Origin of the sequence: Bacteroides sp. AM10-21B (assembly GCF_003472565.1) — a bacterium.
In the GTDB taxonomy this organism is placed as follows: Bacteria; Bacteroidota; Bacteroidia; order Bacteroidales; family Bacteroidaceae; genus Bacteroides; species Bacteroides propionicigenes.
The window spans coordinates 45111-65931 of record NZ_QRME01000005.1 but is presented as its reverse complement, the minus strand read 5'-3'; the positions used below and the strand labels follow the sequence as shown (position 1 = coordinate 65931).

General features: G+C 43.6%; 19 protein-coding genes. 4 read left to right on the top strand and 15 right to left on the bottom strand.

What is annotated here, in order from left to right:
• Positions 1-22: 22 nt before the first annotated feature.
• The 14 genes from DW121_RS07735 to DW121_RS07670 all read right to left on the bottom strand — a co-directional run bounded on the left by DW121_RS07735 (position 23) and on the right by DW121_RS07670 (position 15548).
• Positions 23-2329: a hypothetical protein gene (locus DW121_RS07735; RefSeq protein ID WP_233514881.1), complete on the bottom strand. Its 2307-nt coding sequence runs from the start codon at positions 2327-2329 to the stop codon at positions 23-25.
• A gap of 11 nt (positions 2330-2340) precedes the next feature.
• Positions 2341-2916, bottom strand: coding sequence for a DUF3575 domain-containing protein (locus tag DW121_RS07730; RefSeq protein WP_118323452.1), 576 nt, complete (start codon positions 2914-2916; stop codon positions 2341-2343).
• 9 nt (positions 2917-2925) lie between these two features.
• Positions 2926-3966 (bottom strand): fimbrillin family protein, encoded by a 1041-nt coding sequence (locus DW121_RS07725; RefSeq protein WP_118323451.1) that lies wholly within the window; start codon positions 3964-3966, stop codon positions 2926-2928.
• 27 nt (positions 3967-3993) lie between these two features.
• Complete coding sequence (locus DW121_RS07720; protein WP_118323450.1) at positions 3994-5391, bottom strand: fimbrillin family protein; 1398 nt, start codon at positions 5389-5391, stop codon at positions 3994-3996.
• 234 nt (positions 5392-5625) lie between these two features.
• Entirely contained in the window at positions 5626-7092 is a 1467-nt protein-coding gene (locus DW121_RS07715; RefSeq protein WP_158573919.1) for a fimbrillin family protein, read from the bottom strand.
• 53 nt (positions 7093-7145) lie between these two features.
• A complete protein-coding gene (locus tag DW121_RS07710; protein WP_118323448.1) occupies positions 7146-8486 on the bottom strand; it encodes a fimbrillin family protein in 1341 nt (446 codons plus the stop codon).
• Between the two features lie 10 nt (positions 8487-8496).
• Positions 8497-9651: a DUF5119 domain-containing protein gene (locus tag DW121_RS07705; protein WP_117713232.1), complete on the bottom strand. Its 1155-nt coding sequence runs from the start codon at positions 9649-9651 to the stop codon at positions 8497-8499.
• A complete protein-coding gene (locus DW121_RS07700; RefSeq protein WP_118323447.1) occupies positions 9648-10925 on the bottom strand; it encodes a DUF3575 domain-containing protein in 1278 nt (425 codons plus the stop codon). The genes DW121_RS07705 and DW121_RS07700 overlap by 4 nt, the downstream gene beginning before the upstream one ends.
• Before the next feature lie 243 nt (positions 10926-11168).
• Entirely contained in the window at positions 11169-11357 is a 189-nt protein-coding gene (locus DW121_RS07695) for a hypothetical protein (protein WP_118323446.1), read from the bottom strand.
• Between the two features lie 57 nt (positions 11358-11414).
• A complete protein-coding gene (locus DW121_RS07690; protein ID WP_117713235.1) occupies positions 11415-11792 on the bottom strand; it encodes a VOC family protein in 378 nt (125 codons plus the stop codon).
• A 32-nt stretch (positions 11793-11824) separates the two neighbouring features.
• Complete coding sequence (locus DW121_RS07685) at positions 11825-12922, bottom strand: DUF4468 domain-containing protein (protein WP_117713236.1); 1098 nt, start codon at positions 12920-12922, stop codon at positions 11825-11827.
• An 11-nt stretch (positions 12923-12933) separates the two neighbouring features.
• Positions 12934-13665, bottom strand: a complete 732-nt coding sequence (locus DW121_RS07680) for an MBL fold metallo-hydrolase (RefSeq protein ID WP_117713237.1) — start codon at positions 13663-13665, stop codon at positions 12934-12936.
• A gap of 80 nt (positions 13666-13745) precedes the next feature.
• Positions 13746-14450, bottom strand: a complete 705-nt coding sequence (locus DW121_RS07675; RefSeq protein WP_117713238.1) for a pirin family protein — start codon at positions 14448-14450, stop codon at positions 13746-13748.
• A gap of 96 nt (positions 14451-14546) precedes the next feature.
• Positions 14547-15548 (bottom strand): 2-hydroxyacid dehydrogenase, encoded by a 1002-nt coding sequence (locus DW121_RS07670; protein ID WP_117713239.1) that lies wholly within the window; start codon positions 15546-15548, stop codon positions 14547-14549.
• A gap of 406 nt (positions 15549-15954) precedes the next feature.
• Between DW121_RS07670 and DW121_RS07665 the strand changes: the two genes are divergently transcribed.
• Entirely contained in the window at positions 15955-17346 is a 1392-nt protein-coding gene (locus DW121_RS07665; RefSeq protein WP_118323445.1) for an OmpP1/FadL family transporter, read from the top strand.
• A gap of 81 nt (positions 17347-17427) precedes the next feature.
• On the opposite strand, the gene DW121_RS07660 is transcribed toward DW121_RS07665, so the two are convergent.
• Positions 17428-18711: a DcaP family trimeric outer membrane transporter gene (locus DW121_RS07660; protein ID WP_117713241.1), complete on the bottom strand. Its 1284-nt coding sequence runs from the start codon at positions 18709-18711 to the stop codon at positions 17428-17430.
• A 175-nt stretch (positions 18712-18886) separates the two neighbouring features.
• On the opposite strand from DW121_RS07660, the gene DW121_RS07655 reads away from it, so the two are divergent.
• The 3 genes from DW121_RS07655 to queF are packed head-to-tail and all read left to right on the top strand — an operon-like array spanning position 18887 to position 20734.
• Complete coding sequence (locus tag DW121_RS07655; RefSeq protein WP_117713242.1) at positions 18887-19567, top strand: queuosine precursor transporter; 681 nt, start codon at positions 18887-18889, stop codon at positions 19565-19567.
• Positions 19568-19614: 47 nt separating this feature from the next.
• On the top strand, positions 19615-20274 hold the full coding sequence (gene queC, locus DW121_RS07650) for a 7-cyano-7-deazaguanine synthase QueC (RefSeq protein WP_118323444.1): 660 nt from the start codon (positions 19615-19617) through the stop codon (positions 20272-20274).
• A gap of 4 nt (positions 20275-20278) precedes the next feature.
• Positions 20279-20734 (top strand): preQ(1) synthase, encoded by a 456-nt coding sequence (queF, locus tag DW121_RS07645; protein WP_117713244.1) that lies wholly within the window; start codon positions 20279-20281, stop codon positions 20732-20734.
• Positions 20735-20821: the final 87 nt, after the last annotated feature.

Genomic DNA, 20821 nt, shown 5'->3' with positions numbered 1-20821 from the left:
CTTTCAACTCTCAACTTTCACCTTAATAAAGTTTCCAATCTCCCTGGTCGAAGTATTCCATGAATTCTTTGCTGATTTCACCGTCATTTTCGGCAATCTTGTGATATTTGGTCTCCATTTTTATGATTTCATCAAGCATCTTACAGGCTTCGTCAAATGCCAGCGCATTGTCGTAACTCCATTCATATAGTTTGTTGGCGCGTATAAATAGGACGAGTTTTAAGTATTTAGTCAGTGCATTGACTGGCATTTCTTTTAGAATTTTTTCCGCTTCTCGATTGTAAAGGTCGGTTTCCATAGCCATACACATTACTATGTTGTTCATGGGAGATGATGATTTTACCAGTTGGAAAACTTTTTTCCGTTCTTCTGACTCTTTGACGTTAGCTGCACCTCGGTAGTCATAATATCCGCCGAGGCAGTTGGCAAAAGCCTTTATCATTTGGAAACGTTCCGTATCGGGCAATAACCCGGCCAATATACTTGCGTCATCAAAATTATAGGCGCGTATGTACATGGCCAGTTGATTGGCTACGACAACTTCGGGATTTACTTCTGTTTCTATAACACTGATACCATCGTTGAAACGATCAACAAGGTTCACCTTACGTGTAATGTCTACCAATGGTTTCAAAACTTCTATATCGAATGTATCTCGGCGCAACAATGCTATGGCAAGGTTGTTTGCGGCCAAAATCCAGGGCTTTTCTTTCCCTTTCAGATCATAGGCCATTGTTTCCTTATAAGCGCGACGGAATATTTTTTCCGCTTCTTTCGGGTCTTTAACCATTTGGAAAAGGTGCCAGTATTCGTATCGGGTGAATTGTTTTTTCCCTTCACGATAGTTTGGATCGTTTTGGTAGCGGTCCAGAATTTCATCCGGATTCAATTCCCGGAAAATCTCGTGTTTATATTCATATTGGACGGTACGTAGTCTTGGCAACCGTTCTTTTATGGTTGTTGCGTAGTAAGGGAGACGTGAAATGGTAGCAAACTGGGCATCCGGATTTTTAAATTTCTTTGTGACGGCACGTATTTCTTCGGCCTCATTCAATAAAGAATCCTGTTCCAGCAAGTCTGCCACTTCGTCCCATGTTGCTACACGCGTCTCAGTGGGATGTTTGTATACACGCTTCCATTTTTCGGCAGGGATTACAGAAGTTATCTGTTGAAGAGCAAAGTTCGTACGTTCCTTTGCCAATGCGAGATTGCTGGCATACCGACCTTCGGGGGATGATACACCTGTAATCTTGAATTCTTTCAGTGTAGTACCTTCTCCATTGATGATTTCCAGCAAATTGTTTTTTAGTTTGTTCATCTGCAGCTCGTTATTCGGGTCTTCTGGATCAAGCTGTGCTTTGCCTACAAGAAAGGTGAGTGAGATATTTCCGGCTGTATTCCGTCGTTCACGACGCGGAGTCTCTTTATATTTATTGGGATCCAGTGCAAAGTCCGGAAAAGAGAATTCCAGAAACTGCAAAGGGCGTTTAATTTTGCAGGTGGTTAGTTTCCATTCGTCTTGATAGGTGGGATGTGTATAATCTGCGATAATAACTTTGGTTAGTACACTGTAGATACGGCGCGGATCGGGTACGGGTACGGAATCTTTAACTATCAGGTCAAAACGTTCCTCATTCAGTGCACGTCGTTGGTTGATGAAAGGTGCCAGTATATCATTCTTCATGTTATATGCCATACGTCTGTCTTGCGTCAATCCGTATTCTACACCGTCTATTACAGTAGGGTCTATATATCTTACTGTATCTTCTGTGGTACAGTCCAGTACGTAGGGTTGCATGATGAGCCGGCGGTTTGCAGCTCCGTAATTGTTGGGAATAGTGACGGAGTTGTCTACAATGAGTTTGTTGCCCACTATTTTTCCGGCTACCGGCTTGGGTTGCGGGCGCTTACTTTCTGCTACGACTTCTACTTCATCCAAGGCAATGCCGCCATCGATGGAGAGGTCGATGGTTTGTTTATAATTTACTTCCAGCAGTTCGCTTTTCATGGCTACGCGGAAGATGAGAGCGCCATTTTCTGCTACTCGTATTTCATAATATCCGTCCGGACCGGCCACAGCATCTGCATCAGACATCATAGTACCGCCACCGCCTTCCAGTTGTTTAAGTGCGTCGCGTGCTGCGGCTACGGTGTTGAAAGCAAAAACATAGACTTTCTCGGTTACAGGAAACGGGCGTGCTTTTTTTTCTCCTTCCGGCAAGTTCAGTACTTTACCGGATACGATAGATATTTGTTGCGCCATGACTGGTGCGGAAGCCATATACATCATTGCGGCGCAAAGAGCTAATGTCTGGATGAAACTTCTCATGGCGATGTTTTTTATTTGAGAATATATGATATGGAAATTCCTATTTTAATAGGTAACAGTTTATAGCCGGTGGCGTTAGCGTGTGCGGTTCCATTCTCTTGATAGTCTTCATAGTTATCGTTGACGTAATATTGTTTTTGTCTGAAATAGACAGCTCCGAAGCCGCCGTAACATTCTATGTTGAGACGTTTGTTCAGGTTGAAGCAATAGCCGAAGGTTATACCTGCTCCGGCTGCGTCTCCTTGATAAATGTGGCGTCCCCAAGTGATGTCGTAGGATGCGCCGAGAGCGGCTACGCCGATAAACTCGCGGGTCATGGGGCGACCGTTGAACCAATAACGGTATTCCGGCTGAAAGCCTATCATTTTGGCTTTGTTGCCATAGATATTGATTGAACCGAAAGCGGAAAGGTCTATACTACTCCGTTCGCCTACGACAAATTCGCAACCAACATTGGGCATCATGGCAGCAAGCATCAGTCCATTGGTTTTTACGGCTACTTGTTGGGCGTGCAAGGCGGGTAGGCTGCAAAGCAGCAGCAAGAGGAGCACACCGCGTATGGGGATAGTATAGTAGTGTCTTAGCATAAGTGTTTTTTAGTTAGTAGTATCAAAAGTATGTTCTTCCTTAGTGTTCCACGTATCGTCCAAAGTAGCCTGAACATCGGTACTTGGATTGAAATTAATTTTTATGGCTGTAATGTAGCCTGCTGTCAGGTTTATGCCTTTACCGGCTGTAGTGGCATTGAAGGCTTCATACTCTTTCCCGTTTACTTTGATTTGAATTCTCTTGATAGCATTGGTGCCGGGCAGTACACTATGTTTGCTTTGTGGAGCGACAGGGTTTTCAATTGTAGATACACCGATGAATTCTCCCCCGTTAGGAAGTATCTCTGTGCATATTTCTGTCTTACCGGTATCGGCAGAAATTATCACTCCGTCACGTACATTCATATATCCATGCTGGTGTTCACTGAAAGTTGTGATAATCTCTTGTAGTTGATATTTGCCTTCATTGCCACTTTGGGTTTCGACTGTAATTTGCAGTTGGGCCATTTTGTGGTAAAAGGGTAAGGCAAGAGTTATCTGTGAACGGTCGTTTGTAGCACCTTCAATTCTTTCAATAGTGTGCGAAGCTGTAGCGTGAAGCGGATCTGTCTGGGCATTTGCCCACTTGGCATCTGTTGTTCCGCTAAGTCCGCCTTTCACTCTGATAAGTACCTCATTGCCTTGACGGTACAGTTCTGTGTCGTCGGTATATGGGTAATATCCGTACAAGTATGCTGTAATCTTTCCATAGCCTGGAGGAAAATAGATATGTCCGTCACCGGATAACTTGCCATTGGTATTGGTAAAGGCAAAATTATCCACATAAGGTTGATTATTGAAAGAACCGTCTTGCGTTCGTAAACCAAATACTCCGACTTGTTTTGTACCGTCTTTGAAAGATGTCTCGTCTACAAAGTCGTTTCGGGTTATAATAGAGGCGCTTACTTGCATGACATTGGCGCTCAAAAGAATCTCCACCGGCTCCTCCCCGTTATTTGGGGAAGGAGTCTGTGAATTTTCTTGTTCACACCCTGTCAGCAGCAGGAGTATGATACTAAAGAGATACGATATGTTTACTCGTTTGCTCATTTACATAAATGTTTGTTGAATATGTTTTTATTCAATATCTACATCTACATTTTCGTCACTTTTGTTCCAATCTTTCAGACTTGCATCAATAAATATTGCTTGTAAAGCATAGACACCGATGCGGATATCATATTCGCTTCCTGCAACGAAAGGATTGTTGTTCGCTAATTTGATAGGTAAAGTAACGGATTGAATTTGAGGTGTAGCCCCGGCCAAGTTTGCTATAATGTTCAGTGTGATGGTGTAGTTGTTTTGAGGTCTTACCATCAGATAACCGGCGGATATGTAAGGCGTTTGTACTAATTCTTCGTTTGTCTTGTAGAGTTGTGGTGCAATGACATCTTTGGTTGTAGCGCCTATTGTTTTTTTATCCCAGAGATTGGTTGTTGTACCATCCACGGTGAATGTTGCATCAGGATTAGCTTTAATCATATCTAATGCAGCCGTGCTGGCGTCATTCCATTCCAACTCTCCTGTAGATACTTTCAAGTTTGCCTGGTTGGAAATATCGGTCATTACAATGTCACTGATTCTTAGTTTTGCAGCTTCTACACGGTCGTTATATGGTATGTCTGTACCGTCAGCCTGCTTCTGTGCTGTGATAATCTGAAAGTTGAGTTTTGTTAACTTATGGTCAAATGATATACTTGGAATAAACGGGTGCTTCTGATCTTTTGCAATTGCAGAATTAGATTGGTCTATAATCCAATTGCTGTATTTAATCTTACGGATATATTTGGCATTATACCCATTCAGACTCAGTCCGGTGGTAGGAGTGAGATTCTTTTCATCTTCATATAATGAGGTAATAACGGGAGCGGGAGTTGATACACCGGTTATAATATCATCATCACCGATCAGGCCGCTGAACTCTACATATACTTCTCCATTGGTGATTTTTACTTTGCTGTCATCTTGTCGAGGAAAATACCCATGGAAATTATAATTTTGCGCACCTTGCATCGGATAGTAGTATACAGCCCCATCAGTTGTAGCTTTAGGATCAAAAAGGGTTAATCTTTTTACGGTAGTTCCGTGTACTTCTGTATCGTACGGATCTGTTGCAGTACCTTTAGCTTTTACATTCATCAGAATGCAGTTGTTGTTTGATGCCTCAGTACCCCAGTTGGTTATATCATCAGCTGTATAGGTTGCACCTTGAGCCAGAGCAAAAATTCCTAAATTATCCAATACAGTGATATCAGTACCGGTAATAACGCCCGTACCGCGAGTGATGATTGCCGATGGTGTACTAAGTGCCCCTAATTGTACAACGACTTCTCCGTTGGGACCTTCGAAATCATTTTCAGTTACAGTTTGTTCCGGTTCTTGTGAATCTTGATTGGTTGTAGGATCATCATTTTTAGAGCAGGCGGCAAAAAGTGCGGTTACTGCCAATGCCAAAATCCATATATTCTTTTTCATAATTATAATGAGTATTTAGTAAAACGTATTTATTATATCTCTACATAAAGTGTATATTTGTATCTTTCATTTGTTTTATTATTATTTCCCGCATTACCTTGCTGATAGGTTTTTGCGAGTGAACAAGAAAGATTACCTGTGGAATAAAAAAACTTTCATTCCACAGGGTATTTTAACTTTCACTCTATATCTTCTTTGGGGTAAAGCATAGATAAAAAAGTGAAAGAAATATTATCAGATTACAGGGGTAAATGCTTCATCTTCAGGATTAACATCAATGTCACCGCCATTAATCCATCCTTCCAAAGTTGCAGTAACCTCGATCTTCTGATAACCAAATACTGTAATGTTGACATTATATGATTTTCCGGCCTCAAAGGTATTTATTGTTGCTCCATCTATTGTGTTTGTAGGCGCTTTCACTGTGGCTGTAAGAGGCTTGGGTTCTTGCATCCATGCGTATTGAGCTTCTTGCCCATCATGCGCTTCTGTTGTTATCTTGTACTGCGCAACTTCGATTTCAAGTTTGAGAGTGGTTTCTCCGGGAACAACCATCATACTCTCGCCAACGGGAGTCTGCCAATCCGTTTTATTCTCATCTGTTCTACTGGCATTTGCAATAAATTTGGCAGGTGCAACAGGTGATAATGCTTCCAATTCCGCTGCAGGAGTATTTGCCGCTGCGCGTTGTTTCAATACGAATGATGTACCCTGAGTTGCTGCGGCAGCTTCTAAGGTGAAGTTGTTTGGAGTGAAAACAATGCTTACATTGCTCTTAGGGTCTGTTAAAGCAATTTTTTTGATGTATACGGCTCCGTCAGTCATTTCAGCTTCATTAGCATTATTGGAGTCAAATTTATGTCCGGGGACTGCGGGGAATTTTTTGCCAGCACCATATTGGTCTATTGCAGCTTGTTCTTCACCTGCAATGACATTGAATTTCAAGCGAGATAATAAGTGCTTAAAGATTAAATTCGGTTGTATTGTTCTACGAGCGGCGTAAGAACTGAATGCTTTTGCTATTTCTGCATTTAATGTAACCAGATCTTCTCCAGCTATTTCTGTTGTGCCATTAGCGACAGCTACTACTTTTGTTCCATCATCACTTGCTTTGTATGTATCTGTTCCCAATTTTTTGTTGATGAGTACTACTTTGTCAGCTATCGTCAAATCGGCTTTCGCTGCCATAACATCGTTTGTTCCATCAATCGTAGCATTTACTTTTAAAGTATTGGCTGTAGTCCAATCTTCGGTAGGTGTGGATGGCGTTTCATTATTTTTTGTATCCATATGATAACCATAGAAATCAAACGCTCCCTGCATAGGATAATATTTTACCGCATGAGTGGAGTTAGTGATTGCACCGGTAGCTGCATTAGCAGGAGCATTAAACGTTAAACCCGCTAATGGGCTATCTGCATACTCGGCTACTGTTCCTTTGGGAAACATATAGATGGAAAGCTCTTGTCCATTCCATACGTTGCCATTACTTCCTGTTATGTCACCTACGCTACCTGTACCTCTTGTTGCAATAATGGTCGGGTTTCCAATTCCTAATTGGATTGCTGCCGGAGTTGTGTCATCAATTACTTCCGGAACGGTCGGATCAGTCGGATCGGTTGTTGTCCCCGGATCATTGTCTTTTGAACAGCTGCTCATCAATGCGATGGCCAATGTTGCATAGAAAAATTGCTTTTTCATAATCATTAAATTTTAATTAATAAATCAATTTATATAATTCTCTTTTTATAGTTTCATTCAAACATATCTTCTCCATCTACTTCAATATCGCCACCGTTCTCCCAGCCCTCTATTTCGACTTTGATTTCCATTTCTTCCGGACCGGAAATAGTGATATTTATGGTATATCTCCAACCCGCCAGGAATCCATAAGAAGATTGGGAGCTGTTTTTGACCATATCTTTTAGCGGATAAGTGAGTGTATAGGGATAATGGTCATCCCATACCTCCGGATTATCCAGTATCTTCGTACGTGCTTCGGCTTCGACGATAAGTACTGCACTGTTGGATGGCGGTACAAGTAGTGAAGTTCCTTTCAGTGATGGTATAATTTCGGTCATTCCTATTTTCAATTCTCGTGGCTCGAACCGGCTGCCGTCTGCTTCTTTTAGTTCGAGCCGGTGCGTTCCCGCCTTTTCATTGAAGCTGACGCCTATTTGCGAGAAGTCATGTCCGGCAACGGTGAATTTTCCTTTGTAAATGCTTTCGATACCGATACTCTTTATCATGACATCCTGTCTCATGTTAGCCTTAATGTTAAATCGTACGTGTGCAAGTTGATGACGCAGGTTGAATACGGGAGTGATGTTACGACGAGCTGTGTAAGTACTGTAATAGTATTTCATTACATTATTCCTTTCCTCCTCCGGCATGGCGGCTATATTGGTTTTCTCGTCTTCCGTCAGTTCTGCAACAGCAGATATTAAGTCTTGTGAACCATCTACCGCCACTTCAAAACTGATACCTTGTTCATTGCGGGTAAAGTTACGGTAGGTTCCGGGTAAGAAATCTGCATCACTGTTGCTTGCGGCTTGTTTAAGGTCATCTATGTAATATGCGAAAAAGTCGAAAGGTGTCACCGTTGACAATTGGCTGTACATAGGTTGGTCATTCTCATCCTGCCATTGGGCAAATGAGGTGACGCTTGTATAGCTGGCTTTTTTCCCGTGCATATTAAGGCTGGCATCTTGTCCTTGTATACCCGTACTTCCGTCTATGAGGCAAATCTCTTTGTCACTCTCTCGTGTAATACCATAATTCATGCCTCCTTTGGGAGTGTCAGAACGGAATGCATAAACATGGAAGTCGGCATTCTCCAATTTCTCCAGATAGCCTTCGTCATCAGGGGAAAGCGCGCCTTGCCCACGCGTCAGTATGGTATAATTAGGTGGATTGAAAGCAATCATAACAGGGAGTGCTTCGTTGTAGTCATCGTCAATGCCGGAGTCCGGTTCCGGGTCCACCACATCAGTTTCGGTAGGCGTTTCGTCTCCCGTAAACAGGTTTCCGCAGCTGCACAGCAACATGAGTAGGAAGCCTAAATAAATGTGTATGGCCTTTCTATTATATAGCATTCCGTAACTATTACATTTCTATATCTATGTCGTCATCTTTATCTTGATCCTCCCAGGTATTTTCGTCCTTATGGTCGATTATTTCCTGTGAATCTATTTCCAGCATAGTTCCCATTTCTATTACTACCGGTTTTTCTTGGTAGCGCAAATAGCTTTTGCCATTTTCCCTCTGTTCTATCAATTGTGCGTCGACTAAAGTTTGTCGGGGATTGCCCGCTGCATAGAAAAAGCGTTTTAATAAAGTTTTATTATCTCCCGGCTTCGGGACAGAGGCCTTTACCGCTATTTGCAGGATTCCTTGCCCTACAAGCAGATTTTCTTTGGGGCTGGGCACTATTCCCATGGTATAAAATGTGGTAGAGTATGTGCTGACATCTCCGTTGGTTTCTATCTGTAAGTTGTCGAATGAGAAAACCATGCGGTAAAGACGGTCTGTATCCAAATAAGCGTCGGCAATATTGAGGCGTCCGCACACTCCTGATATTTCTGCTACAACCTGTTCTATATTAATCTCATTTTTAAGGGTTCCGGCCTTTTTGACACTGAACTTCACTTGTATTTCCTGGCTCACCGGCTGCATATCGAAATGAAGCACTTGGGGCTGTCCGGTTTCTATAGTGACGTCCTTGTTTATTCCGTAGAAGATGCGTCCCGGATTTTTGATATATCTATAAGTCGGATTAAAGTCGGGTAGGTTAAGCCCTTGCAATTCTTTTATATCATCGCGTGAGGTCTCAAGCATATGCAGATAGAGTGTATCTACTGTGGCCTCCGGATGGGTGAGGTAACAGTTTAGACTATCAATAACCAACCTGTCGTGGGTATTGATGGCAAAAACTTTGTATTCGCCGCCTTTCAGACGGAATGGGATAGGGGCGTCGCTTGTTTCATCGGAGACGATTGGTGCTGATATACCGTTTATCACACTGTTCTTTTCTTCTCCGGTTTCGGAAATACCATGCGCGCGCCAAGTATTGAGAATCCGGCTTGCTACGATATTCATCTGACCGGGTTTTTCATTATCATATTTTCCCCAATTGAACTGCGCTTGGATAGTTGCGGCATGCGGATGCTCTGTCTCCGGACAGAGCTCTACTGAGGTGCAGGCAAAGATACCGCACAGCAGACTGAGAGTTAGATATGTCAGTACTTTGTGCTTCATCATTCATCCTCCTTCTTGGGCGAAGTTGCTTCTCCCTGAACAGTTTCTGTATCTTCTTTGGTAGCTTCGGCTTTCGCCTTCTTATTCTTTTTCTTTTTCTTTTTTTCGGTGCGCTTGGATATTTTGGTAGAATCTTGTACTTCAGATTTTTGTTTCAGTTGTTCTTCACGTACTTTCAATGCTTTGCGTATCGATTTTTCTTGTTCGGAAGTGAGGCTGTCACTAAGCTGTATTCCTAAAGAATCTGCAACTTCTTTACGCAGTTTGTCGGCAGCTTCTTTTAGAGCAAGTTCTTTACGCTCTTGCTGCATTAATTTCCATTGCTTCAGTTCTTCTTTATTGAGTAAACTGTCCGGACGGCTGAAACCCTGCTTGCGTACAGCATTATTAATGGAGTCGATGCGCTCGCGCATTTTGTTTATCTTTTCGTTGAGTGCCTGACGGGCAAAGTCACGTAGCTGTACCCGGCGGTAGACCGATTCTTTGTATTTGCTGCCCGCGGACATAAACCGATAGACGAAAGCTACACGTAAATCTGTTATCAGGGGGAAAGGCACGATGTGCCCGCCTTTGCATTTCTCGGCTATGCGTGGGTAGCATCCGCTTTCCGCGTCGTGAGTGTAGACGTCATAAGAGGTGTATAACAGTCCGATAGAACCGCCCATTTCAATGTCGATGTAGTTATTGCGATAGCCATAAAGCGGAGCAGTATAGCCTACGCTGATACCGGCGCCATAGGCATTGCCCTGCTTACCTTCCTTACCTATTTTGAAATTGTAGCTGGCGGCATTGACGTAAACTCCCCAGTAATAGGCTCGCTCCTGACGCGGATTTTCACGTTGGGTGGTGAATACTTGTTCTTTAAGGCGTGTCATCAGATTGGCATCTTTGGTAACACCGCCTCTTTTGCGGGTACGAAAATACTGACGCCACTCTACCCGTGCATCGAATACGTTGAAGATAAGGGAAGGAGTGTATTTCTGCGAGGTGTTCCAATTCCACTTTAGGTTGGCTCCAATCGTGCGCTTGTTTCGAATCGTGTTGCCTAAGTCAAATTCCACACCAATATTAGGGATGGTCAATAACCAATCAACAGCATTTGTCTTGATACCCCAGCGGTCTTTAAAAGATATTAATTCTGCTTTCGCATCATCTTTTTTGCCGCGTTGTACCTGGGCATATGTGTTATTCAAAGTTATTGATATAAGAAAATACACTACAGTTCTTCTAAACAAAAAAAAGTAGTGATTTTTTTTATGCTTTTGTGATAAAATCACTTTTCTTCAAAAATATTATTTGTTCGTTTGCTTCCTCAAAAATATATGTAAAGAACGTAAAAACAAAGTTTTCTATTAACTTTTTTTATCAGTAAGCGATTTTTTAACACTGTATAGCTAATAACTGTTCTCGTTGAATAATTTTATAGTGGTTTTATATGATGTGGATAAGCATATAATAAAGAAAAACAGGTGTAAATTCTATTTTGTAGAACTTACACCTGTTCGTTTGAAAAATAATTTTTACTTCCCTTTATGTCTATTCGCGCGTTTCTTACGAATTTCAGCTTTCATTTTTGCTGCACCGGAACCGTGCTGGCCGGTAATGTAGGTTTTCTTTTTGGCTTTGGTCTTTATTTTGTTTTCTTCTTTAGGCTTGTCTTTCTTGCCTTTGAAAACAATACCGCCCATCATTGCTTCTTCTATACTCACGTTATTAATGTATTAAGTATTAATGTTCATTACTGTGCTGTGGGATGTATCGGATGCTTACTTGGCAGGCAGTACTTCAATCCAATAATCATCAGGGTCGTTGATGAAATATAATCCCATAGCGGTATTTTCAAAACATACCCAGCCGTTCTCTTTATGATATTGACGGATGGCGTCGTAATCTCCGGCTACACGGAAGCAGAGGTGGCTTTCATTCTCACCAAGTTCGTAGGCTTGGGGGTGTTCTTTCAGGCAGGTTAGTTCCAATAGGAAACTTGTGCTGCTGTCTGTGAGGTAAACCAGCGTGAAAGAGCCGTCTGCCGACTCTTTCCGATGATGTTCTTTCAGTCCCAACGCCTTCTCGTAGAAAGCGATACTGCGTTCCAGATCGGTAACATTTATATTAAAATGATCAAATTTGCTTTTTATTTCCACTGTTGTTACTTATTTAGGTTTAAATTATCGGTTTATTTGATTTTTGCTTTCAGGATTTCGCCGATGTATGTACGCGGCATACCTTCTATCATAGCTTGTGACGGAACTTTCTTGCATTCCAAAATGACGGAAGGTTCTGTCTGGCCGTTGGGATAGAAGCGCACGGTGTAGTTTTGGGCTGCATCCATTTGTGCATAAGGTTGTTCCGGTGACAGAATAGTGAATATGACAGGTTTGTTACCGGCAATTTTTCCTAACGAACCGCCGGCATTGGCAGTCATCATAGTCATGTTGAAAGGTTCTTCGCCAATCACAATTACTAATTTGCCGTTTCCGGTTTCAATAGTATTGAACGGAATGGCATCCGGCGCTATTTCTCTATAAGCAGCCGGGGATGCCGGTGCATTTGTTTGCATGGTAGTGACGGTGACCGGTGTTGCAGCGGTCTTGGGAGCTTTTATTGTGACCTGTGTTTTTGGAGTAATCACTGTTGTACCGGAATTGACGAGTGCTTTGGTCTCTTTCTTCTCTTCTTTTTTCTCCTCTACAGGGGCTTTGGCTGTAGTGGCACTTAAGGCTTCTGTGACATCGATGCACAGGTCATCTACAAAATCCACCGTCTTTCTGCGCCATTTGGCAAGGCCGCGCACCAGTTTGGTTTTGGACTTATTCAAAGCGTACCGGTCGGTAATCCATTCTTCGGCGATATATTTTTCTTTTCCTTCGCGGTAGCTGAAACGGATTTTCTCTACTTCAAGGATACACTTCTCCGGTTGGCAGGTAACGGTGAGCTGATAAAGTATTTTTGTTCTGTCCAGCGACAATGCTGTAGAACTGAACACAATCCATTCGTCACCCATGCCTACAATCTGTCCTTTAGCCTTGTCAGAGAAAACTATGCGGCTGTTGTTTTCATTTTTTGCCAGTCGTGCATCCATCCATTTCAACAGGCGGGAGTAGATTGTATCTTGAGACATACCCGGAATGCTGAAGTCCTTGGTAAATATCACTTTACCCTCCACTTCCGGAACAGCGCCGGCCAGATATTTACTGTCATCTCTTTGGGCGTGCAGCAAGGCAGGCATACAGAGGCAGAATAGTGCAATAAAAACTTGTGTAAAATTTTTCATAATGCTATGTTTTATTTAGTAATATCAAAACTTTCGCCTCGGCGGGAAATTGTGAGAAAACGGCAACCTTTGCTTTCGGCAAAAGTACGGAATGCGTTGCCGCCCTGATAGTCCTCGCTGAAGTGCATAGGTGCAAATATAGTGCTTTTTATTCGTTCCACGAATTGTTCTGCACCGCGCATATAATCTTTTCCGATGCGGCTGTCCACCGGAAACATGGCTACATCTACCTGAGGGACCTTTTGTTGCAGGTTTTTTATTTCTGCAAGAAAGTCTCCTTCTGCTTTACGTATTTCCTGCGGTGTGGATTCTTCGCTCCAGTGCCAGTTGTTCAGGTCGCCGGCATGGAACAGGCGGATGCCCTGCAAATCTATCAGAAAAGAGATGCCGACATCGGTAGAGCCGAAAGCTTCGATACGGATATGTTCGTCCTTGCAGACATCGCCTTTATTAATATAGGTGGCATCTTCCGCCGTTGCACGCCGGTGTTTCAGAATATCTTTGGAAAAGATGTACCGGATATCGGGGCGCTCTTCTTTCCATGAAAGAACTTCGCGATTGAAGTGGTCGGGGTGGAAGTGCGAGGAGAGTACGTAGAGTATTCCCGGTTTTTTTAACAGACGGTCATGTATGATTCCCCGGTTCGGTACCTCTTCCGAGGAGTCCTTGTAGTAGTCGATAATGACCGTCACGCCGTCCGCTTCAATTGCGAAGCCGCTATGGTAGATGTAATCAAGTTTCATTGTACGGATTCAATTATAGCGCAATATTACAAAAAACGCTACACAAACTTCCGGTTTAGCTGTTATTTTATGCAAAAGTCCTACATCGGTACTTCCATCAGCAGGATGTGTGAATCCTTCAGAGTCTCTATTTCAAAGCTGTTGGTTTCATACACTCCCATACCGTCACGGCGGGACAGTACTGTGCCGTCTACTTTTATTTCACCCTCTATTAGGAAGATGTACACGCCTGCGTGCGATTGGTGCAGGTGATAGCCCAATTTCTTTCCCGCCTCTACTTCTCCCAAAGAGAACCATGTCTGTTGCAGCGTTTTGGCGGGAGCGTTGCCATCGGGAGATACGATGAGTGCAAGTTCGTTTTTATGCAGATAAGGACGGATGTCATAATCCTGATAGGCAGGCGGTGTATTCAGTTTTTCGGGCATTATCCAAATTTGGAGAAGCTCCACTGTTTCGGTATCACTGCCGTTCATTTCGCTGTGATAGATGCCTGTGCCGGCACTCATCGTCTGGATGTAGCCTGCGGTGATGGTGCGCTTGTTCTGTTTGCTGTCACCATGTTTCAGCTCGCCTTTCAGGGGGATGGTGATAATCTCCATATTCTTATGCGGATGAGTGCCAAATCCTTGTCCGGGAGCTATCCGGTCGTCGTTTAATACGCGCAGGGCGCCGAAGTTCATACGGCGGGGATTATAATACTCGTCAAAGCTAAATGTATGGTAGCTGTCGAGCCAGTCGTACAGAGAATGTCCGCGGCTTTCGGCTTTGTCTATTACTTTTTTCATAATCAGTCTTTTTTTTAAAATGATTTATCTGTATGTAACAAGCAAGTGAGCCGGAAAGTTTAGACCGCGAATCATTAATGTTTTATAAATAGTCTTTTACAGCTTGACTTCGTTCTCAAGTTTCTTATGTTCCATGAAGTCCTTTATATTCAGCAGAGTGGTAGCTGCGATGTTGGCAAGTGCTTCACGGGTGAAGAATGCTTGGTGTGAAGTTACTATTACATTATTGAAAGACAGCAGACGCGCCAGCGTGTCGTCGTCAATAATTTTATCCGACTGGTCTTCGTAAAAATATTCGCTTTCCTCCTCATACACATCCAGTCCGGCAGAACCGACTTTTTTGTTTTTCAGTCCTTCTATCAAAGCGTTGGTGTGGATGAGTTGCCCTCTACCGGTATTGATAATCATTACACCATCTTTCATTTTGCTGATGGAGTAGTCGTTGATAAGGTATTTGGTCTGTTCTGTGAGAGGACAGTGCAGGGAGATGATGTCCGAACTGTGGTACAATTCATCCAGCGTGGTGTACACAACTTGATGCTCACGGGCAAAGTTATGGTCGGGATACAAGTCGTAGGCAAGGATGTTCATGCCGAAACCGCGCAGGATGGTGATTAATTTTTTGGCAATCTTACCGGTTCCGATGATACCGGCGGTTTTGCCGTACATATCGAATCCTAAAAGGCCGTGCAGGGAGAAGTTGCCGTCACGTGTACGCCAAGTGGCGCGGGGTATCTTCCGGTTAAGGGAGAGCATGAGGGCAACCGTGTATTCGGCTACCGCATAAGGAGAGTAGGCGGGGACGCGTACAACGGTGATACCGTTTTCCGCTGCCGCTTTCAAGTCTACATTATTATATCCGGCACAGCGCAGGGCAAGGAGTTTCACTCCGTTTTCCGCCATTTGCCGGATGACTTCCGCGTCGGCTGTATCGTTTACAAAAATGCAGACGGCATCCACGCCTTGCGTTAGGATAACGTTATTCAGGTTGAGGTGCCCTTTATAGAAACGGAGTTCAAAACCGTATTCACTGTTTTTTTCATTGAATGAAGCCTCGTCGTAGGGCTTGCTGCCGAAGAATGCAATAGTATATGCCATGAGTTTTTAAGTTTTAGAATATTTCGCTTATTACTTCAATAAATAACACATACAAAGATAATAAGGTTCAGGATATATGTTGCAGGTTGTTTTCATTGTTTCCTCTTTCAGCGATTATCGCTTGTGCTTGCTTTGCTCATATCGTTCCACCACGGGGTACTTTTCGTTCCTCCACGGTGGAACGGAAAGTTCTCTGTGGAGGAACGAAAAGTACCCCGTGGTGGAACGATTTAATATTAGTAGATTTTCTCTTACTCTTTAATATATGTGTTTTGTAAATGTTTCAATAGAAACTATTGATATTTTCAATTAATATCTTTACTTGTTATAAATTAAATGCACAAAACAGTTTTTTATGTGCAATATTATTGTACCTTTGCGCCCGAAAACAATAAAAAAGATTTAGATGAGAAAAATTTCATTGATTAGCATTGCGATGTTAATCGTTTCAATTCCAACTTTTGCAGGAGGTCTCCTGACAAATACAAATCAACACCCTGCTTTTCTTCGTATGTTGTCTCGTGGCGCAAATACTACCAGTGTAGATGCTGCTTTGTCTAATCCTGCAGGTTTGGCTTTTTTGCCTAAAGATGGATTTTATACATCCTTGAGTATTCAGAGTGCGTTCCAAACAAGAAATATTGATGCCGGTTTTATGACGTATAAAGGAATTAGCGGTATTGATCCAAGTACTCAGCGACCTATTCCTGTTACCTCAGACAAGCCGTTTACCAAATATTACGAAGGTAAGGCTGCTGCACCGGTTATCCCCAGCGTATTTGCTGCCTATAAAAAGGGAGATTGGACTATTTCCGGTTTCTTTGCTATTACCGGTGGTGGTGGAAAAGCTTCATTTGACGACGGGCTGCCTATGTTCGAATCACTGGCAATGGCGGGTATTTTTCAAGAAAGCGTAGCCAAGTATGCGCAGAGCGGAGGAAAGAGTCCTATCCTGACTCCCGATATGTATACCATCAACAGTGCTATGGAGGGTAAGCAATACATTTACTCCGTACAGTTGGGACTGACTTATAAAATAACAGAATGGCTCTCTGCATTTGCAGGTGGACGCATGAACTATTTTACGGGTGGATATAAAGGTTATCTGAACGCGAACCTTAATAAGGAACTGGGGGGAACGGAACTGATGAATCTGGAACTGGACTGCGACCAGACAGGTTGGGGGCTGACTCCGGTTATCGGTGTGGATGCCAAGTTCGGTAAATTCAATTTCGGCGCGAAATACGAGTTTAAGACTAATCTGAACATTGAGAACAATACTAAGAAAAATACGGATGAAGACGGTGCGTTGGCAGCTTTCAAGCACGGTGTAAATACTCCTAATGATATTCCTTCCATGCTTTCGGTAGCTGCTGCCTATGAATTTCTTCCTGTGTTGCGTGCATCGGTAGAGTATCACTTCTATGATGATAAGAACGCAGGTATGGCAGACGGTAAGCAGAAGCATCTGACAAAAGGAACAAACGAATATCTGGCTGGTATAGAATGGGATGTAATCAGCAGGCTGACCCTGAGCGGCGGCGTGCAGTTCACCGATTACGGCTTGTCTGATGATTACCAGACAGATACCAGTTTCTCCTGTGATTCTTACTCTTTGGGTATAGGTGCAAAATTGCGGCTTTCGGAAAGAGCCGATTTGAATGTGGGCTATATGTGGACCAATTATGACGACTATACCAAAACCAGCCAAAACTATAACGGTACAGGCCTGCCCGGTACAAACGTGTATAGCCGTACAAACAAAGTTTTCGGTCTTAGCATAGACTATCGCTTCTGATATTTCATAATCCAACCTTTATATATGGAAGAAGCCGCTTCAAGTATTGTCTTGGAGCGGCTCCTTCGTTTTTTATACAGATTAGAAAGAATATTGTACCAGTAGGTTCATGCGGTTGGCATGGTTGGTGGAGTTATCGAAATTCGTACGCCAGCCGCGCAGGTATTCAGCGGCTACCTGCATATTGGGGGTGACATTCCAAAACAGGTTTGCTACGAAATACTGCCCATAGCGGTAAGTGGACGGTTCGTTGGCGGGATAGCCGTTTTCAGAGTAAAGGCGTGACATACTGTATGTACTCGAAAGAAATACCTTCGGGCTGATATTGTATTGCAGTCCGGCATACCATCCCAGCATAGGCAATGCCTGCATTTTTCCCTCCTTGTCGGGATTGGGAACGATGTCTACGTTCAGGTTACTGATGTCATTCAGGTATTGTCCGATGCCTTTTCCGTAGGTAGCTTGCCCGAATACCTGCCATTGCTTGCCCAGATTGAACGTGGTAGATGCCTGTACACCGAATCCGGTGACGGAATGAGCCTTGTCGCTCAGTGTACTGGTGTAGGTCATGCTGCGGATAAGGCCGCCCACGCGAAAGTGGCTTTGGCTGTTCCAGCCGTACTGTGCATAGGCAGTGAAGTCCGGCATACGCTGTTGTGCTATGTCAAGTTCGCCATTGGTTGTACCGTCTACAGAGGGCATTTCAACGGAAGCGTTGAAACGGAAGTTTTTCAGTCCTTTGTAGGTGTATGCCACTTGGGTGGCACGATAGAAAGTTGCTCCGTTGGGACCTTGGAAATCGACGGTGGAAGGCAATGCACCCAAGTCCATGAAACCGCCGTAGGTGTAGCCCACCGTTACATCACGAAAAGACACGTAAGCGTTGCGCAGTTGGAAACCTTTGTTGGAACCGTCCCGGAAGTTTCCGGCTGTGTACACGATGAAGTCACCGAGAATTTTGGTATGCCCCACCAGTTTCAAGAAAATGGTGGAAGTGCTGGCGTCCATTTGGAACTGGTTCCTGATTTTACTTCCGTTAGGGATGTAGGCGGGAATGAAGTCGATGTTGTCAACGATGCCGCCGAAATCATACTCTGCCGTAGCGCGTACATAACCGCCGATGCCCAAAGCAAACTTGCCTTTTCTGTCTGTCAGCAGGAAGCGCGGGGCTTGCGGCTCATGGATGTGGGGCAGTTGAGACTCGTTCATGATACGGATAATTTCGTCGCCCGCCTTGTCTATGGTAACCAATATGATACCTTTGGGAGACTCATCCTCAATAATCACTTTTTTTTGTGCATGGGCTGCAAATGTTGACAGGCCTGTGCCGCACAGCAGGAACATTACTTTTAAGATTGTTTTCATTTAAGTTAGGTTTTGGTGAATGTGCTTTGAACAACTTAAATTTAAAATGGTTTTGCGGTCATCAAAAGAAAGCGTATCTTTGCGCCCGATTTAACAAGAGTGAAATCATTAACTAAATGTATGATGCCGCGAATAGCGGTCGTGTATTCTAGAACACCACGTAAAAAACAGGAATATGAAGCAAAAAGTATCTGTACCCTTTATGCTGCTGGGCATTCTGTTCAATGTCTGTTTGATAGCAGCCAATCTTCTTGAGACAAAAGTAATTCAGGTTTTCGGCATAACCGTTACTGCCGGACTGTTAGTGTTTCCCGTTTCTTATATCATCAACGACTGCATTGCCGAGGTGTGGGGCTTTCGTAAGGCGCGCCTGATTATCTGGAGCGGCTTTGCCATGAATTTCTTTGTGGTGATGCTGGGGCTGATTGCCGTAGCCTTGCCTGCCGCTCCTTTTTGGGAGGGAGCGCCCCATTTCAATTTTGTTTTCGGTATGGCGCCGCGTATTGTTGTTGCAAGCCTGTCGGCATTTCTGGTAGGTTCGTTCCTCAACGCTTACGTCATGAGCCGCATGAAAGTAGCGAGTGGCGGACGTCATTTTTCAGCACGTGCCATTTGGTCTACGGTGGTGGGCGAGACGGCCGATTCGCTGATATTCTTCCCCGTGGCCTTTGGAGGAATTATTGCGTGGCAGGAATTGCTGGTGATGATGTGCATCCAGATTGTGCTGAAATCTCTGTATGAAGTGATGATTCTTCCGGTGACAATCCGGGTGGTGAAGGCCATTAAAAAAATAGACGGAAGCGATGTCTATGATGAGGGAATCTCTTATAAAGTGTGGAAAATTTCTGAGATTTAAAATGTTAGTTGAGGAGTTAACTCCTGTTCATATAAACAATAGCAAAAATGAATAAAGAAGCAGCATTAGTCGTGTTCAGCGGTGGGCAGGATTCGACAACTTGCCTGTTTTGGGCAAAGCGTGAGTTCAAGAAAGTATATGCGTTGAGCTTTCTGTACGGGCAGAAGCATCAGAAGGAAGTGGAACTGGCACGGGAGATAGCGCGTAAAGCGGAAGTGGAATTTGAAGTAATGGATGTTTCCTTCATTGGCAAGTTGGGGCATAATTCACTGACAGACCCCGGCATGGTGATGGACCGGGAAAAACCGGCAGGCACTGTTCCGAATACTTTTGTGCCGGGGCGTAACTTGTTTTTCCTGAGCATTGCCGCTGTATATGCACGCGAGAGGGGCATCAACCATATCGTGACAGGTGTGTCGCAAACAGATTTCAGCGGTTATCCCGATTGTCGGGATGCGTTTATCAAGTCGCTCAACGTAACGCTCAACCTTGCCATGGACGAGCAGTTTGTGCTGCATACCCCGTTGATGTGGATTGATAAAGCCGAAACTTGGGCATTGGCAGATGAATTGGGAGTACTCGACTTGATTCGTCACGAAACGCTGACTTGTTATAATGGCATACCCGGTGACGGCTGCGGACACTGTCCGGCTTGTAAGCTACGCAGAGAAGGATTGGAGAAGTATCAACGTATCATAAATAAATAACAATATGACCGAATTAAAAGACCAGCTTTCCTTATTAGGAAGAAAAACTGAATATAAGCAGGATTATGCTCCCGAAGTTTTGGAAGCGTTTGACAATAAACATCCCGATAATGATTATTGGGTACGTTTCAATTGTCCGGAGTTCACCAGTCTTTGTCCCATAACGGGACAGCCGGATTTTGCGGAAATCCGCATCAGCTATATTCCCGATGTGAAAATGGTGGAGAGCAAGAGCCTGAAGCTTTATCTTTTCAGTTTTCGTAATCATGGCGCTTTCCATGAGGATTGCGTAAACATTATAATGAAAGACCTTATCCGTTTGATGAACCCCAAATATATTGAGGTTACGGGAATTTTCACCCCGCGCGGCGGCATCTCCATTTACCCTTATGCAAACTATGGACGTCCCGGAACGAAATATGAACAAATGGCGGAACATCGCTTGATGAACCGCGAATAGAATGATGGAATATACCTATCAATAGCGATTGCGGGTATGATACTTTCTTAGAATAGCGTTGATGTAATTACCTAAAACAGGTGATTG

Excerpts from the sequence above, each read along its gene's own strand:
- DW121_RS07735 (WP_233514881.1), bottom strand. The coding sequence starts at position 2,329 with ATGAGAAGTTTCATCCAGACATTAGCTCTTTGCGCCGCAATGATGTAT.
- DW121_RS07730 (WP_118323452.1), bottom strand. The coding sequence starts at position 2,916 with ATGCTAAGACACTACTATACTATCCCCATACGCGGTGTGCTCCTCTTG.
- DW121_RS07725 (WP_118323451.1), bottom strand. The coding sequence starts at position 3,966 with ATGAGCAAACGAGTAAACATATCGTATCTCTTTAGTATCATACTCCTG.
- DW121_RS07720 (WP_118323450.1), bottom strand. The coding sequence starts at position 5,391 with ATGAAAAAGAATATATGGATTTTGGCATTGGCAGTAACCGCACTTTTT.
- DW121_RS07715 (WP_158573919.1), bottom strand. The coding sequence starts at position 7,092 with ATGAAAAAGCAATTTTTCTATGCAACATTGGCCATCGCATTGATGAGC.
- DW121_RS07710 (WP_118323448.1), bottom strand. The coding sequence starts at position 8,486 with ATGCTATATAATAGAAAGGCCATACACATTTATTTAGGCTTCCTACTC.
- DW121_RS07705 (WP_117713232.1), bottom strand. The coding sequence starts at position 9,651 with ATGATGAAGCACAAAGTACTGACATATCTAACTCTCAGTCTGCTGTGC.
- DW121_RS07685 (WP_117713236.1), bottom strand. The coding sequence starts at position 12,922 with ATGAAAAATTTTACACAAGTTTTTATTGCACTATTCTGCCTCTGTATG.
- DW121_RS07680 (WP_117713237.1), bottom strand. The coding sequence starts at position 13,665 with ATGAAACTTGATTACATCTACCATAGCGGCTTCGCAATTGAAGCGGAC.
- DW121_RS07675 (WP_117713238.1), bottom strand. The coding sequence starts at position 14,450 with ATGAAAAAAGTAATAGACAAAGCCGAAAGCCGCGGACATTCTCTGTAC.
- DW121_RS07670 (WP_117713239.1), bottom strand. The coding sequence starts at position 15,548 with ATGGCATATACTATTGCATTCTTCGGCAGCAAGCCCTACGACGAGGCT.
- DW121_RS07665 (WP_118323445.1), top strand. The coding sequence starts at position 15,955 with ATGAGAAAAATTTCATTGATTAGCATTGCGATGTTAATCGTTTCAATT.
- DW121_RS07660 (WP_117713241.1), bottom strand. The coding sequence starts at position 18,711 with ATGAAAACAATCTTAAAAGTAATGTTCCTGCTGTGCGGCACAGGCCTG.
- DW121_RS07655 (WP_117713242.1), top strand. The coding sequence starts at position 18,887 with ATGAAGCAAAAAGTATCTGTACCCTTTATGCTGCTGGGCATTCTGTTC.
- queC (WP_118323444.1), top strand. The coding sequence starts at position 19,615 with ATGAATAAAGAAGCAGCATTAGTCGTGTTCAGCGGTGGGCAGGATTCG.
- queF (WP_117713244.1), top strand. The coding sequence starts at position 20,279 with ATGACCGAATTAAAAGACCAGCTTTCCTTATTAGGAAGAAAAACTGAA.